The sequence below is a fragment of the Ramlibacter sp. genome (genome assembly GCF_035627355.1).
Lineage (GTDB): Bacteria > Pseudomonadota > Gammaproteobacteria > Burkholderiales > Burkholderiaceae_C > Ramlibacter.
The window spans coordinates 1-12,263 of sequence record NZ_DASPLW010000044.1 but is presented as its reverse complement, the minus strand read 5'-3'; the positions used below and the strand labels follow the sequence as shown (position 1 = coordinate 12,263).

Sequence of the window (12,263 nt, the reverse complement as noted above, 5' to 3'; positions counted from 1 at the left end):
CGCCCGCGGGCGCCGGAATCACCTCAGGCCCAGCACGTCGAACATGTCGTACAGGCCGCTGCTGCGGCCGGCCAGGAAGCGTACCGCCCGCAGGCTGCCCTGGGCGTAGGTGGCGCGGCTGGACGACTTGTGCGTGATCTCGATGCGCTCGCCGGTGCCGGCGAACAGCACGGTGTGGTCGCCCACGATGTCGCCGCCGCGGATGGTGGAGAAGCCGATGGTGGACGCGTCGCGCTCGCCGGTGACGCCCTCGCGCGCGTACACGGCGCACTGCTTCAGGTCGCGCCCGAGGGCGGCGGCGATCACCTCGCCCATCTTCAGGGCCGTGCCCGAAGGCGCGTCGACCTTGTGCCGGTGGTGCGCCTCGATCACCTCGATGTCGTAGCCGGTGGCCAGCGCCTTGGCGGCCATCTCCAGCAGCTTGAGCGTGACGTTGACCCCGACGCTCATGTTCGGCGCCATCACGATGGCGATGTCGCGCGCATAGGCCTCGATCTGCTGCTTCTGCGCCTCCGAAAAGCCGGTGGTGCCGATGACGGCCTTGACGCCGAGCTCGCGGCAGGCGGCCAGGTGGGCCATGGTGCCCTCGGGGCGGGTGAAGTCGATCAGCACCTGCGCATGGGCGAGGCCGGCCCGCACGTCCGCCACCACCGGCACGCCGCTGGCGACGCCGAGGAAGGCGGCCGCGTCGTTGCCGATCGCCGGGCTGGACGGCTGGTCCATGGCGCCGGCCAGCCGGCAGTCGTCGCAGGCGCGGATCGCCTCGATCAGCATCTGGCCCATCCGCCCGGTGGCCCCCGCGACGGCGACCTGGTGCATGGCAGCGCCGGAATCGGTGGACATGCTGGTCAGCGCCCGGCGGGTTCGAGCGGCGGGTAGCTCGTGGGCGGCGTGGCCGGAGCGGGTGCGGCCGGTGCCGCGGCCGGCTTGCTGGTGGCGCGGGCCAGTTGCTCCGGCGAGGCTTCCAGCACCGGAGTGCGCGCCTCGCGCGGCTTGGCGCCTATGGTGGCGACGAACTCGGCTTCGCTGGGCATGGGATCGCCCTCGAAACGGTCCAGCGCGTCGCCGCGGAACCAGAGCGTCAGGCGGCGCGCCTGTTCCTCCACGCCCTTGCGGCGCAGCGTGAACACGTAGTCCCAGCGGTCCTCGCGGAACAGGCTGGTCACCAGGGGCGTGCCGAGCAGTTCGCGCGCCTGCTGGCGGCTCATGCCCGGCTTGAGCTGGTCCACCTGCTCCTTGGAGACGAAATTGCCCTGCACCACCTCGACCTTGTAGGGCGTGACGGCGCTCGCGATCGTGTGGCTCACGCCATCGACGGTGCCGCAGGCTGCCAGCGCCGCGCAGGCCGCGACCACCAGGCTGGACCGGAGGGAACGGGAGGGCGGAACAGGCATGGATCCGGGGGCAGAGGCTATGATCGAACGATTGTAGCGGCAGGCCCTCCGCGGCCCTGCCGCGCGGCACCCATGACGAACATCGACGAACTGAAAAACACGGGGTTGAAGGCCACGCTTCCGCGGCTGAAGATCCTGGACGTGTTCCAGCGCGGCGCGCAGCGGCACATGACCGCCGAGGACGTGTTCCGGGTGCTGCTGGACGAGCGCTCGGACATCGGGCTGGCCACCGTCTACCGCGTGCTCACCCAGTTCGAGCAGGCCGGCATCCTCTCGCGCAGCCACTTCGAGAGCGGCAAGGCGGTGTACGAGCTGAACGAGGGCACGCACCACGACCACCTGGTGTGCCTGGACTGCGGCCGGGTCGAGGAGTTCTACGACCCCGAGATCGAGAAGCGCCAGCAGGCGGTGGCCAAGGCCAAGGGCTTCCACATCGAGGACCACGCCCTGAGCCTGTATGCGCGCTGCACCAAGGCCGACTGCCCGCACCGGCCCAAAGGCAGGGCCTAGCGGACCGGGCGACGCCAGGCCGCGCCCCGCGGCTCAGCCATCCTTCTCCATCGCGCGCCGGTGGCGCTCGACGAACTCCTGGTAGGTGTCGACGCCGCGCAGCTGCAGGATGGTGTTGCGCACCGCCGCCTCCACCAGCACGGCGATGTTGCGGCCGGCCACCACCTGGATCACCGCCTTGCGCACCGGCACGCCGAGCACGTCCTGCACCAGCGGCTCGTAGGGCAGGCGCTCGTAGTCGCGCTCCAGCGTCTCGCGCCGCACCAGGTGCACGATCAGGCGCAGCCGCATCTTGCGCCGCACGGCGGTCTCGCCAAAGATGGCGCGGATATCCAGCAGGCCGATGCCGCGCACCTCCAGCAGGTTCTGCAGCAGCTCGGGGCAGCGGCCCTCGATGGTGGTCTGGTTGACCCGGTACAGGTCGACCGCGTCGTCGGCCACCAGGCCATTGCCGCGGGTGATCAGTTCCAGCCCCAGCTCGCTCTTGCCCAGGCCGCTCTCGCCGGTGATCAGCACGCCCACGCCCAGGATGTCCATGAACACGCCGTGCATGGTGGTGCGCTCGGCGAAGTGGCGCGACAGGTAGGCGCGCAGCACGTCGATCACGAAGGCCGAGGCCTCGCCGGTGGCGAACATCGGGATCTGCGCCCGCTCGCACATCTGCAGCAGCGCGTCGGGCGGCGACTGGCCGTCGGTCAGCACCAGCACCGGCGGCTCCAGCGTCACGATGCGGGCGATGCGGCGGGCGCAGTCCTCCTCGGTCTTGTTGGTGAGGTAGGCGATCTCGCGCTCGCCCAGGATCTGCACCCGGTACGGGTGGATGTAGTTGAGGTAGCCGACCAGGTCGGCGCCGGAGCGGGCGGCCCGCACCGCGATTTCGTCGAAGCGCCGCTCGGAGGCGCCCAGCCCCGCAATCCATTCCCACTTGAGCTGCGCGCGATGGTCCTCGAACAGGACGTCGGCGCTGACGACGGTGGGCTTCACGCGCTTGTGGCGGGCGCGGGCTAGGCCGGCTGCGCCGACTGCCAGTTGGCGATCAGGCCGTGCAGCTCGGCCGTGGTGGCGCTCGCCTTGATCTTCTCGCGCAGCGGCGCGTCGGACAGCAGCTCGGCGATCTCGGACAGGATCTCCAGGTGCTTCTGGGTCGCAGCCTCCGGCACCAGCAGGAAGATCAGCAGGCTGACCGGCAGCTCGTCCGGCGCGTCGAAGCCGATCGGGTGGGCCAGCTGGAACAGCGCCGCCATCGGCGACTTCAGGCCCTTGATGCGGCCGTGCGGGATCGCCACCCCGTGCCCGAGCCCGGTGGAGCCCAGCCGTTCGCGCGCGAACAGGCTGTCGGTGATGAGCGCGCGCGACAGGCCGTGCAGGTTCTCGAAGAGCAGGCCGGCTTCCTCGAATGCACGCTTCTTGCTGGTTGCGTCGACGCCCACGAGAACCTGGGCGGCGGGCAGGATGGCTGCGAGGCGGTTCATGGTCGGGATGGGCGATTATGCACGTCGTCACTGTGGCACCCGGGCGGCAAGCCCGGCCTGGCGCGGCGGCAAAACAACGCCGGCGTGCCGGAAAAAACAAGGGGCCCCGAGGGGCCCCTGCATTCGGTTGGCTGCGCCGCCTGGATCACATCACGCGCTTCGGCGCGGGGTGGTGGTGGTCCTGCAGCCGGGTCTTGTGCCGACCCACCTGCCGGTCGAGCTTGTCGACCAGCTCATCCAGCGCCGCGTACAGGTCCTCGTGCGCACTCTCGGCGAACAGGCTGTTGCCCTTGACGTGGATGTGGCACTCGGCGCGCTGGCGCCGTTCCTTTTCCTTCTGCTTCTCGATGGTGAGGAGTACCTTGATGTTCACCACCTGGTCGAAGTGGCGAGTGATGCGATCGAGCTTGGTGGTCACGTAGCTTCGCAGGGCGGGGGTGACTTCGAGATGGTGACCGCTGATCGTCAGGTTCATGCTGGAGCCTCCTGGTTCGCTCGGTGGGAGGGCCTGCCACGACACCCGGCAGACCCAGGGAAGAGTTCGAAGCGCTTGCGAACCACTATGCCCGCCACCCCTGCCAAAAGCAACTGTTGCAGGTCAATCCGAAACAAAAAAGACAAGGCCCACGCTGCCCCCCGCCCACGCAATGAAAAAGGGCGGCCCAAAGGCCGCCCTTGCGTCGCCCGCCAGGGGGCGTCAGCGCCAGTGCCAGCGGGTGTCGCGGTCCACGTAGCGGGCCCAGCCCGAGCCGCCGAAGCTCGGATGGGCCTGGGCGCCCGGACGGCGTTCCAGGTTGGCGTGTTCGATGCGGTCGCTCTGCGGCTTGTCGCGCGGCGTCTCGGCGAATTTGTGGGGCGTCTTGGATTCGGTCAGCATGACACAGCCTCCTTGCGGCACTCAACTTCCGCTGTCATTGCGGATCGGTTTGCTGCCTTCCTGGATCGCGGGCCGGGGGGCCTGCGGGCTCAGGAAGGGCCAGGGGTGGCCGGGACGCACGCGCCGTGCCTGCGTCGCCATCGCCTTCTCGTCGCGTGCGGGGCGCCAGCCGGCACGGCTGGCATTCGGGTCGTTGGCGAGCTGGATCATGGGCACTGCTCCTGGTCCACCTGGGGATGGCTTGACTGTAGGGGGACGACCTCATCGGATCTGTCGGACAGGTCGTGGCAGGGCTGTAGGACGGTTCCTGCCGACGAGCCACTGTTTGGACGTCAGGCTGCTCCCGAGGGGCTGAGCAGAATCGCGGCCATGCCCCACCGGATCCGCGGCACCGGCGTGCGTGCGACGCGGCTGCCCAGCAGCCCGCGCGTCCTGCTGCTGGTCGACTTCATCACCCCGCTGGACTTTCCCGGCTCCTCGCAGCTGGCCGCACCGGCGCTGGCGGCGGCCCGGGCAACGGCGGCCCTGAAGCAGCGGCTGCACAGCGAGGGCGTGACCACCATCTATGCCAACGACAACTACGGCGTGTGGCAATCGGACTTCCACAGCCAGGTGGCCGGCTGTCTCGCGCGCGATGGCGAAGCGGGCGAGATCGCCCGCGTGCTCTTTCCGCAGGCCGACGACATCACCATCCTCAAGCCGCGGCACTCGGCCTTCTACGGCTCCCCGCTGGAGTTGCTGCTGGCCGAGATGGACACCCGCGAGCTGGTGATCTGCGGCCTGGCCACCGACATGTGCGTGCAGCTCACGGCCGCCGACGCCTTCCTGCGCGAGTTCCGCACCTGGGTGCCCGCCGACTGCACTGCCGCCGAGGACGAGAAGGCCAAGGCCGCCGCACTGGCCTACATGGAATCGGTCCTCAAGTGCGACGTGCGGCCTTCCGACAAGGGCCCGCCGGCGCCGCCGCCAAAGCCCTGAGGTCCGCGGCGCTCGGCGCGCTGCTCTACCATCGCTGCAAGGAGCGGGGAAGAGCGGCGCATGAGCCTGGGGACTGTCATCTATTCCGGCCTGGTGCGGCCGGACCACCCGCTGCACGCCCTGGTGCTGATGGGCGGGGGCGCGCGCACCGCCTACCAGGTCGGCGTGCTGCAGGCGATCGCGTCCATGCTGCGGCTGCAGCCGCAGGCTGGCGCCTTCCCGTTCAAGGTGCTGGTGGGCACCTCGGCCGGGGCGCTCAACGTCGCCTACCTGGCGAGCGCCGCATCCCAGGGGCTGGATGCCTTCGACGCGCTGTCCGCGTTCTGGGGGCGGCTGCGCAGCGCCGACGTCTACGACCTGCAGGTGCCGGCCTGGGTGCGCTTCAGCCGCCTGGTCACGGCGGTGCGCCTGTGGGGCCAGGCGCGCCGGGCCGGCGCGATCCTGGACACCATGCCCCTGGTCGACACCCTGCACCGGGCGATCTCGCTGGCCGGCATCGAGGCCTCGCTGGCCGCCGGCGCGGTCGACGCGGTGGCGGTCACGGCCTCCAGCTACAGCACCGGCGTGCACTGGACCTTCTGCCACACGGCCGGCCAGAAGCCACACGCCGCCTGGGACCGCCCCGGCCGGCGGGCCGAGTTCCAGCCGCTGACCATCGAGCACCTGATGGCGTCCAGCGCCATCCCCTTCCTGTTCCCGGCCACCCCGCTGTGGGTGGACGGGCGGCGCGAGTACTTCGGCGACGGCTCGATGCGGCAGATGTCGCCGCTGTCGCCGGCCATGCACCTGGGCGCCCACCGCATCCTGGTGGTCGGCGTGGGCCAGCCCGAGCGCGCCGGGCTGGCCGGCAGCGGCGGCAACGGCGAGCCGGGGCTGGGCGCGATCGCCGGCCACGCCATGGCCAGCGTGTTCCACGACACCCTGCAGGCGGACGTGGAGCAGGCCCAGCGCGTCACCCGCACCCTGCAGCAGCTGCCGCGCGAAGTGGCGGCGGTGCTGCCCTACCGGGCGACCGAGGTGCTGGCGATCCAGCCGTCGCAGTCGCTGGACGCCATCGCCCAGGACCATGCGCACCTGCTGCCGGCTGCCGTGCGGCGGGCGCTCGGCGGCCTGGGCGCCGGCAAGGGCGGCGGCGCACTGGCCAGCTACCTGCTGTTCGAGCCGGCCTTCGTGCGCGCGCTGATCGCGCTCGGCGAGCAGGACGCGTATGCGCGCAAGCCACAACTGCTCGCCTTCCTGGACCGGCGGACGGCATAATCGCGCGTCTTCCACTCGCCGGAGATCGCTCCTTGGAAACCTACCCCAGTCGGTAGCTTTCAACGTCCGTGAGCGGCGTTGAAAGCACCCTGCACGCAACGCCCCGAGAAGAACCCCTCACGGAAGCAGAGCCATGCTCAACATCTTCACGCTCGCCAACGGCCGACTCTTCCAGGAGGAGATCGAGTCGCTGGAGGAGCTCTCCCGCTTCCAGCCGATCTGGGTCGACCTGGAGTCGCCCACGCCGGAGGAAAAGCGCTGGGTCAAGCAGTACTACGGCCTGTCCATCCCCGAGGACGCGATGGACGAGGACATCGAGGAGTCGGCCCGCTTCTACGAGGAAGACAACGGCGAGCTGCACATCCGCAGCGACTTCCTGATCGCCGACGACGAGGAGCCGGGCTCGGTGCGGGTCGCGTTCATCCTGAACCAGATGAACGAGTCGCTGAGGAGCCGGGGCGTGCTGTTCTCCATCCACGACGAGGACGTCCCGGTGTTCCGGCTGCTGCGGCTGCGCGCGCGCCGCTCGCCCGGGTTGATCGAGGACGCCAAGGACGTGCTGCTGCGGCTGTTCGACGGCGATGCCGAGTACTCGGCCGACGCGCTGGAAGGCATCTACGACGAACTGGAGAAGGTCAGCAAGCAGGTGCTGTCCGACGAAGTGACCGACGCCCTGGCCGGCGAGGTGCTAGGCGAGATCGCCCGCCAGGAGGACCTGAACGGGCGCATCCGCCGCAACGTGATGGACACCCGGCGCGCGGTCAGCTTCATGATGCGCAGCCGCATGCTGTCGGCCGGGCAGTTCGAGGAGGCGCGGCAGATCCTGCGCGACATCGAGTCACTGGACAACCACACGGCCTTCCTGTTCGACAAGATCAACTTCCTGATGGACGCCACCGTCGGCTTCATCAACATCAACCAGAACCGGATCATCAAGATCTTCTCGGTGGCCAGCGTCGCCCTGCTGCCGCCGACGCTGGTGGCCAGCGTCTACGGCATGAACTTCCAGTTCATGCCCGAGTTCCAGTGGCGGGCCGGCTACCCGTTCGCGCTCGCCCTGATGGCCGCCAGCGCGCTGGTGCCCATGTGGTACTTCCGCAGGCGGGGCTGGCTGAGCTTCTAGGTCGCGCGGCGGCCGGCTCAGGCCAGCAGCGCCTGCACGATCGCGGCCGAATGCGGGCTGGCGACCTCGCGCACGAAGCGGGCGAAATCCGTGTGGGCCTGGTCGTCCGCGCGATCGGAGATGGTGCGCACGGCGGCGAACGGGATGCCGAAATCGTGGCAGACCTGCGCGACGGCCGCGCCCTCCATCTCCACCGCCAGGGCCTGGGGCAGCGCAGCCTGGAGCGCGCGGCTCTCGGCCGTGGTGGAGACGAAGCGGTCGCCGCTGGCCACCAGGCCGCGATGCAGCCGCGCCGCCGGCAGGGCCCGCGCGACTGCCGAGGCCAGGCGATCGGTCAATGCCGGGTCGGTGCGGAACTCACTGGCGCCGTACAGCGGCACCTCGTAGCGCGGAAAGATCGGCGACGCATCCAGGTCATGCTGCAGGAAGCGCTCGGCCACCACCACGTCACCGACCTGCACGCCGGGGGCCAGCCCGCCCGCGACCCCGGTGAAGACGATCGCCTCGACGCCGAAGCGCTCGACCAGCACCGCCGCCGTGGTCGCCGCCGCCACCTTGCCGATGCGCGAGAGCACCGCCACCACCTCGCGCCCGTGCAGGTGGCCGACCCAGAACTCGCGGCCGGCGGCGGATTGCCGGCTCTCGTCCGGCATGAGGTCCAGCACGGCGGCCAGCTCCTCGTGCATGGCGGAGACGATGGCGATGGGCATGGCTGCCAGGTCCTGGATCCCCGCTTTCGCGGGGATACCTCGCGCTACGCGAGCGATGTCACTTGTCCCGCAGTTCGCGGCGCAGGATCTTGCCGACCGGCGTCTTGGGCAGCTCGGTGCGGAACTCGATCACCCGGGGCTGCTTGTAGCCGGTCAGGTTGGCCTTGCAGAACTCGCGCACCTGCTGCTCGGTCAGGCCCGGATCCTTCTTCACGATCACCAGCTTGACGGCCTCGCCGGTCTTCTCGTCGGGCACGCCGACGACCGCGCACTCCAGCACGCCCGGCATGCCGGCCACCACGTCCTCGACCTCGTTCGGGTACACGTTGAAGCCGGACACCAGCACCATGTCCTTCTTGCGGTCCACGATCTTGAAGTAGCCGCGCTCGTCCATGATCCCGATGTCGCCGCTCTTGAAGAAGCCGTCGGGCGTCATGACCTTGGCGGTCTCGTCCGGGCGCTGCCAGTAGCCGGCCATCACCTGCGGACCCTTGATCGCGATCTCGCCCGGCTGGCCCACCGGCACCTCGGCGCCGTTGTCGTCCAGGCACTTCATCTCGGTCGACGGCAGCGGCACGCCGATGGTGCCGGTGAACTCGGTGCTGGTCACCGGGTTGCAGCTGGCCGAGGGCGAAGTCTCCGACAGGCCGTAGCCCTCGCACACCGGGCAGCCGGTCTTCTCCAGCCATTTCCTGGCCACCGCGCCCTGCACCGCCATGCCGCCGCCCACCGACACCTTCAGGTTGCTCCAGTCGACCTTGTCGAAGTCGGGGTGGTTGGCCAGGCCGTTGAACAGCGTGTTGACCGCGGGGAAGCTGTGGAACTTGTGCTTGGACAGCTCCTTCAGCACGGCCGGCAGGTCGCGCGGATTGGGGATCAGGATCAGCTTCCCGCCGGTGCGCATGCCCAGCATCATCCCCACCGTGAAGGCGAAGATGTGGTACAGCGGTAGCGCGCAAACGCTGGTGGGCTGCTCGCCGGCCGGCACCTTGCCCATCACGGGCGCGTTCCAGGCCTCCGACTGCAGCACGTTGGCGATCACGTTGCGATGCAGCAGCACCGCGCCCTTGGACACGCCCGTGGTGCCCCCGGTGTACTGCAGCACCGCGACGTCGTCGGGCTGGATGTCCACCGGCTTGAGCGTGGCGCGCGTGCCCTGCGCGATGGCGTCGTTGAAGCGCACCGCGCCGGGCAGGTTGTAGGTGGGCACCATCTTCTTGACGTTGCGCACCACGTAGTTGACCAGCGCGCCCTTGAGCAGGCCGAGCCGGTCGCCCATGGCCGCCAGCACCACGTGCTTGACCGGCGTGGCCGAAATGCACTGCTGCAGCGTGTTGGCGAAGTTCTCGATGATGACGATGGCCTTGGCGCCCGAGTCCTTGAGCTGGTGCTCCAGCTCGCGCGGCGTGTACAGCGGGTTGACGTTCACCACCACCATGCCGGCGCGCAGGATGCCGGCCACGGCCACCGGGTACTGCGGCACGTTGGGCATCATGATCGCGACCCGGTCGCCCTTGGCCAGGCCCAGGCTCTGGAGGTAGGCGGCAAAGGCCTGGCTCAGGGAGTCGGTCTCCCGGAACGTCACCTCCTTGCCCATGAAGCTGTAGGCGGCGCGGTCCGCGTTCTTGCGGAAACTCTCCTCCATCAACTGCACCAGCGAACGGTACTGCGAGGCGTCGATCTCGGCCGGCACGCCGGCGGGGTAGGCGCTAAGCCAGGGGTGTTGGGTGCTCATGGTTTTCGTCTCCGCGTCCTCGATGGAAAAAACCCCGCGGATTGTGTCGCGGGGCGTGCCGGCTGGTTCGTGTATTAACCCTATTCGCGCAGGCGACAGGCGTTCATTCGATCGCCTTGCCCATCTCCTCGACCACCTTCTTGGCGTCGCCGAACACCATCATGGTCTTGTCCATGTAGAACAGCTCGTTGTCCAGGCCGGCGTAGCCCGCGGCCATCGAGCGCTTGTTCACGATCACGGTCTTGGCCTTGTAGGCCTCCAGGATCGGCATGCCGTAGATCGGGCTGCCCTTCTGCAGCGCGGCGGGGTTCACCACGTCGTTGGCGCCCAGCACGATGGCCACGTCGGCCTGGCCGAACTCACCGTTGATGTCCTCCATCTCGAACACCTGGTCGTAGGGCACCTCGGCCTCGGCCAGCAGCACGTTCATGTGGCCCGGCATGCGCCCGGCCACCGGGTGGATCGCGTACTTGACGGTGATGCCCTTCTCGGTGAGCTTCTGCGCCAGTTCCTTGACCGCGTGCTGCGCGCGCGCCACCGCCAGCCCGTAGCCGGGCACGATCACCACCGTCTCGGCGTTGGACAGCACGAAGGCGGCATCGTCGGCGCTGCCGCTCTTGACCGATCGCTGCACCGCGGCGCCGGCAGCGCCCTGGCCCGCCTCGCCGCCGAAGCCGCCCAGGATCACGTTGAAGAACGAGCGGTTCATCGCCTTGCACATGATGTAGCTCAGGATCGCGCCCGAGCTGCCCACCAGCGAGCCGGCGATGATCAGCATGGAGTTGTTCAGCGAGAAGCCGATGCCCGCGGCCGCCCAGCCCGAGTACGAGTTGAGCATGGACACCACCACCGGCATGTCGGCGCCGCCGATCGGGATGATGATCAGCACGCCCATCACGAAGGCCAGCGCCAGCATCGTGAAGAAGGCCACCCAGTTGCCGCTGAAGGTGAACACCAGCCCCAGCGCGATGGTCACCAGCCCCAGCACCAGGTTGAGCAGGTGCTGGCCGCCGAACACCACCGGCGCGCCCTGGAACAGGCGGAACTTGTAGGTGCCCGACAGCTTGCCGAAGGCGATCACCGAACCGGAGAAGGTGATGGCGCCGATCGCGGCGCCCAGGAACAGCTCCAGCCGGTTGCCGGTGGGGATAGGCTCGCCCTTGGGCAGCCCGTTCAGCAGCGCCGAAGGCTCCAGCACCGCGGCCACCGCGATGAACACCGCCGCCAGGCCGATCATGCTGTGGAAGAAGGCCACCAGCTCCGGCATCTTGGTCATCTCGACCGTCTTGGCGCGCCAGGCACCGTAGGCGCCGCCGACCACCAGCCCGACCAGCACCCAGGCCAGGCCGCGGCTGGTGCCGGCCAGCTCCGCGATCAGCGCGGCGGTGGTGACCGCGGCGATCGCCATGCCCACCATGCCGAACACGTTGCCGCGGATCGAGGTGGTGGGATGCGACAGCCCCTTGAGCGCCTGGATGAAGCAGACCGATGCCGCCAGGTACAGCAGCGTGACGAGGTTCATGCTCATTGGGCTGCCCCCGGGGTCTTCTTCTCCTTCTTCCTGAACATCTCCAGCATGCGCCGGGTGACCAGGAAGCCGCCGAAGATGTTCACCGCCGCCAGCGCCACCGCCAGCACGCCCATGGCCCGCCCGGCCCAGGTCTCGGTCTGCGCCGCCGCCAGCATGGCGCCCACGATCACGATCGCCGAGATGGCGTTGGTCACGGCCATCAGCGGCGTGTGCAGCGCCGGGGTGACGGTCCACACCACGTGGTAGCCCACGTAGATGGCCAGCACGAAGATGATGAGGTTGGTGATGGTGTGTGAGACTTCCATGATCAGGCCTTCCTCTTCACTTCGCCGCCCCTGGCCACCAGGCACGCGGCCACGATGTCGTCTTCCAGGTCGATGTTCAACTGGCCTTCCTTGTTGACGATCAGCTTGAGGAAGTCCAGCACGTTGCGTGCGTAGAGCGAGGACGCGTCCGCCGCCACCAGCGCCGGCAGGTTGGTCTCGCCCACCAGGGTGACGCCGTGCCTGGCCACGGTGCGGCCCGGCTCGGTCAGCGGGCAGTTGCCGCCCTGCGGCGCCGCCAGGTCGACGATCACCGAGCCCGGCTTCATGGACTTCACCATCTCCTCGGTCACCAGCACCGGCGCCGGTCGGCCCGGGATCAGCGCGGTGGTGATCACCACGTCGGCCTGCGC

15 protein-coding genes and 1 pseudogene are annotated in these 12,263 nt (G+C 69.2%); 4 read left to right on the top strand and 12 right to left on the bottom strand.

What is annotated here, in order from left to right; all coding sequences use genetic code 11:
• Positions 1-18: 18 nt before the first annotated feature.
• Together dapB and VEC03_RS11480 are read right to left on the bottom strand one after the other, a co-directional pair.
• Complete coding sequence (gene dapB / locus VEC03_RS11485) at positions 19-843, bottom strand: 4-hydroxy-tetrahydrodipicolinate reductase (RefSeq protein WP_324915318.1); 825 nt, start codon at positions 841-843, stop codon at positions 19-21.
• 5 nt (positions 844-848) lie between these two features.
• Positions 849-1,394 (bottom strand): outer membrane protein assembly factor BamE, encoded by a 546-nt coding sequence (locus VEC03_RS11480; protein WP_324915317.1) that lies wholly within the window; start codon positions 1,392-1,394, stop codon positions 849-851.
• Positions 1,395-1,466: 72 nt separating this feature from the next.
• Between VEC03_RS11480 and fur the strand changes: the two genes are divergently transcribed.
• A complete protein-coding gene (gene fur / locus VEC03_RS11475; RefSeq protein ID WP_324915316.1) occupies positions 1,467-1,904 on the top strand; it encodes a ferric iron uptake transcriptional regulator in 438 nt (145 codons plus the stop codon).
• Positions 1,905-1,937: 33 nt separating this feature from the next.
• On the opposite strand, the gene hprK is transcribed toward fur, so the two are convergent.
• From hprK to VEC03_RS11450, 5 genes are all read right to left on the bottom strand, one after another.
• A complete protein-coding gene (hprK, locus tag VEC03_RS11470) occupies positions 1,938-2,888 on the bottom strand; it encodes an HPr(Ser) kinase/phosphatase (protein ID WP_324915314.1) in 951 nt (316 codons plus the stop codon).
• Between the two features lie 20 nt (positions 2,889-2,908).
• Positions 2,909-3,376, bottom strand: a complete 468-nt coding sequence (locus VEC03_RS11465) for a PTS sugar transporter subunit IIA (protein ID WP_324915313.1) — start codon at positions 3,374-3,376, stop codon at positions 2,909-2,911.
• 145 nt (positions 3,377-3,521) lie between these two features.
• Complete coding sequence (gene hpf, locus VEC03_RS11460; RefSeq protein WP_324915311.1) at positions 3,522-3,851, bottom strand: ribosome hibernation-promoting factor, HPF/YfiA family; 330 nt, start codon at positions 3,849-3,851, stop codon at positions 3,522-3,524.
• A 222-nt stretch (positions 3,852-4,073) separates the two neighbouring features.
• Entirely contained in the window at positions 4,074-4,253 is a 180-nt protein-coding gene (locus VEC03_RS11455; protein ID WP_324915310.1) for a hypothetical protein, read from the bottom strand.
• Positions 4,254-4,274: 21 nt separating this feature from the next.
• Positions 4,275-4,463: a hypothetical protein gene (locus VEC03_RS11450; RefSeq protein ID WP_324915309.1), complete on the bottom strand. Its 189-nt coding sequence runs from the start codon at positions 4,461-4,463 to the stop codon at positions 4,275-4,277.
• Between the two features lie 159 nt (positions 4,464-4,622).
• Here VEC03_RS11450 and VEC03_RS11445 point away from each other — a divergent pair, with 159 nt between their 5' ends.
• The 3 genes from VEC03_RS11445 to corA all read left to right on the top strand — a co-directional run bounded on the left by VEC03_RS11445 (position 4,623) and on the right by corA (position 7,611).
• The gene (locus VEC03_RS11445; protein ID WP_324915308.1) at positions 4,623-5,231 is read left to right on the top strand and encodes an isochorismatase family cysteine hydrolase; all 609 of its coding nucleotides are present in this window, start codon (positions 4,623-4,625) and stop codon (positions 5,229-5,231) included.
• 60 nt (positions 5,232-5,291) lie between these two features.
• Complete coding sequence (locus tag VEC03_RS11440; RefSeq protein WP_324915306.1) at positions 5,292-6,488, top strand: patatin-like phospholipase family protein; 1,197 nt, start codon at positions 5,292-5,294, stop codon at positions 6,486-6,488.
• Positions 6,489-6,621: 133 nt separating this feature from the next.
• Entirely contained in the window at positions 6,622-7,611 is a 990-nt protein-coding gene (corA, locus tag VEC03_RS11435) for a magnesium/cobalt transporter CorA (RefSeq protein ID WP_324915305.1), read from the top strand.
• 17 nt (positions 7,612-7,628) lie between these two features.
• Here the strand turns inward: corA and VEC03_RS11430 are convergent, their stop codons facing one another.
• The 5 genes and pseudogenes from VEC03_RS11430 to VEC03_RS11410 form a co-directional block, all read right to left on the bottom strand.
• Entirely contained in the window at positions 7,629-8,321 is a 693-nt protein-coding gene (locus VEC03_RS11430; RefSeq protein WP_324915303.1) for a 5'-methylthioadenosine/adenosylhomocysteine nucleosidase, read from the bottom strand.
• Between the two features lie 58 nt (positions 8,322-8,379).
• On the bottom strand, positions 8,380-10,056 hold the full coding sequence (locus VEC03_RS11425; RefSeq protein WP_324915302.1) for a long-chain-fatty-acid--CoA ligase: 1,677 nt from the start codon (positions 10,054-10,056) through the stop codon (positions 8,380-8,382).
• Between the two features lie 103 nt (positions 10,057-10,159).
• Positions 10,160-11,584, bottom strand: coding sequence for an NAD(P)(+) transhydrogenase (Re/Si-specific) subunit beta (locus VEC03_RS11420; RefSeq protein ID WP_324915301.1), 1,425 nt, complete (start codon positions 11,582-11,584; stop codon positions 10,160-10,162).
• The gene (locus VEC03_RS11415) at positions 11,581-11,895 is read right to left on the bottom strand and encodes an NAD(P) transhydrogenase subunit alpha (RefSeq protein WP_324915402.1); all 315 of its coding nucleotides are present in this window, start codon (positions 11,893-11,895) and stop codon (positions 11,581-11,583) included. The genes VEC03_RS11420 and VEC03_RS11415 overlap by 4 nt, the downstream gene beginning before the upstream one ends.
• Positions 11,895-12,263 (bottom strand): annotated as a pseudogene (locus VEC03_RS11410) (NAD(P)(+) transhydrogenase (Re/Si-specific) subunit alpha); the annotation flags it as partial. The gene VEC03_RS11415 and the pseudogene VEC03_RS11410, both read right to left, overlap by 1 nt.

Bases quoted from the DNA above. Each gene is read 5' to 3' on its own strand.
- dapB (WP_324915318.1), bottom strand. From the start codon at position 843: ATGTCCACCGATTCCGGCGCTGCCATGCACCAGGTCGCCGTCGCGGGG.
- VEC03_RS11480 (WP_324915317.1), bottom strand. From the start codon at position 1,394: ATGCCTGTTCCGCCCTCCCGTTCCCTCCGGTCCAGCCTGGTGGTCGCG.
- fur (WP_324915316.1), top strand. From the start codon at position 1,467: ATGACGAACATCGACGAACTGAAAAACACGGGGTTGAAGGCCACGCTT.
- VEC03_RS11465 (WP_324915313.1), bottom strand. From the start codon at position 3,376: ATGAACCGCCTCGCAGCCATCCTGCCCGCCGCCCAGGTTCTCGTGGGC.
- hpf (WP_324915311.1), bottom strand. From the start codon at position 3,851: ATGAACCTGACGATCAGCGGTCACCATCTCGAAGTCACCCCCGCCCTG.
- VEC03_RS11455 (WP_324915310.1), bottom strand. From the start codon at position 4,253: ATGCTGACCGAATCCAAGACGCCCCACAAATTCGCCGAGACGCCGCGC.
- VEC03_RS11450 (WP_324915309.1), bottom strand. From the start codon at position 4,463: ATGATCCAGCTCGCCAACGACCCGAATGCCAGCCGTGCCGGCTGGCGC.
- VEC03_RS11445 (WP_324915308.1), top strand. From the start codon at position 4,623: ATGCCCCACCGGATCCGCGGCACCGGCGTGCGTGCGACGCGGCTGCCC.
- VEC03_RS11440 (WP_324915306.1), top strand. From the start codon at position 5,292: ATGAGCCTGGGGACTGTCATCTATTCCGGCCTGGTGCGGCCGGACCAC.
- corA (WP_324915305.1), top strand. From the start codon at position 6,622: ATGCTCAACATCTTCACGCTCGCCAACGGCCGACTCTTCCAGGAGGAG.
- VEC03_RS11430 (WP_324915303.1), bottom strand. From the start codon at position 8,321: ATGCCCATCGCCATCGTCTCCGCCATGCACGAGGAGCTGGCCGCCGTG.
- VEC03_RS11425 (WP_324915302.1), bottom strand. From the start codon at position 10,056: ATGAGCACCCAACACCCCTGGCTTAGCGCCTACCCCGCCGGCGTGCCG.
- VEC03_RS11420 (WP_324915301.1), bottom strand. From the start codon at position 11,584: ATGAGCATGAACCTCGTCACGCTGCTGTACCTGGCGGCATCGGTCTGC.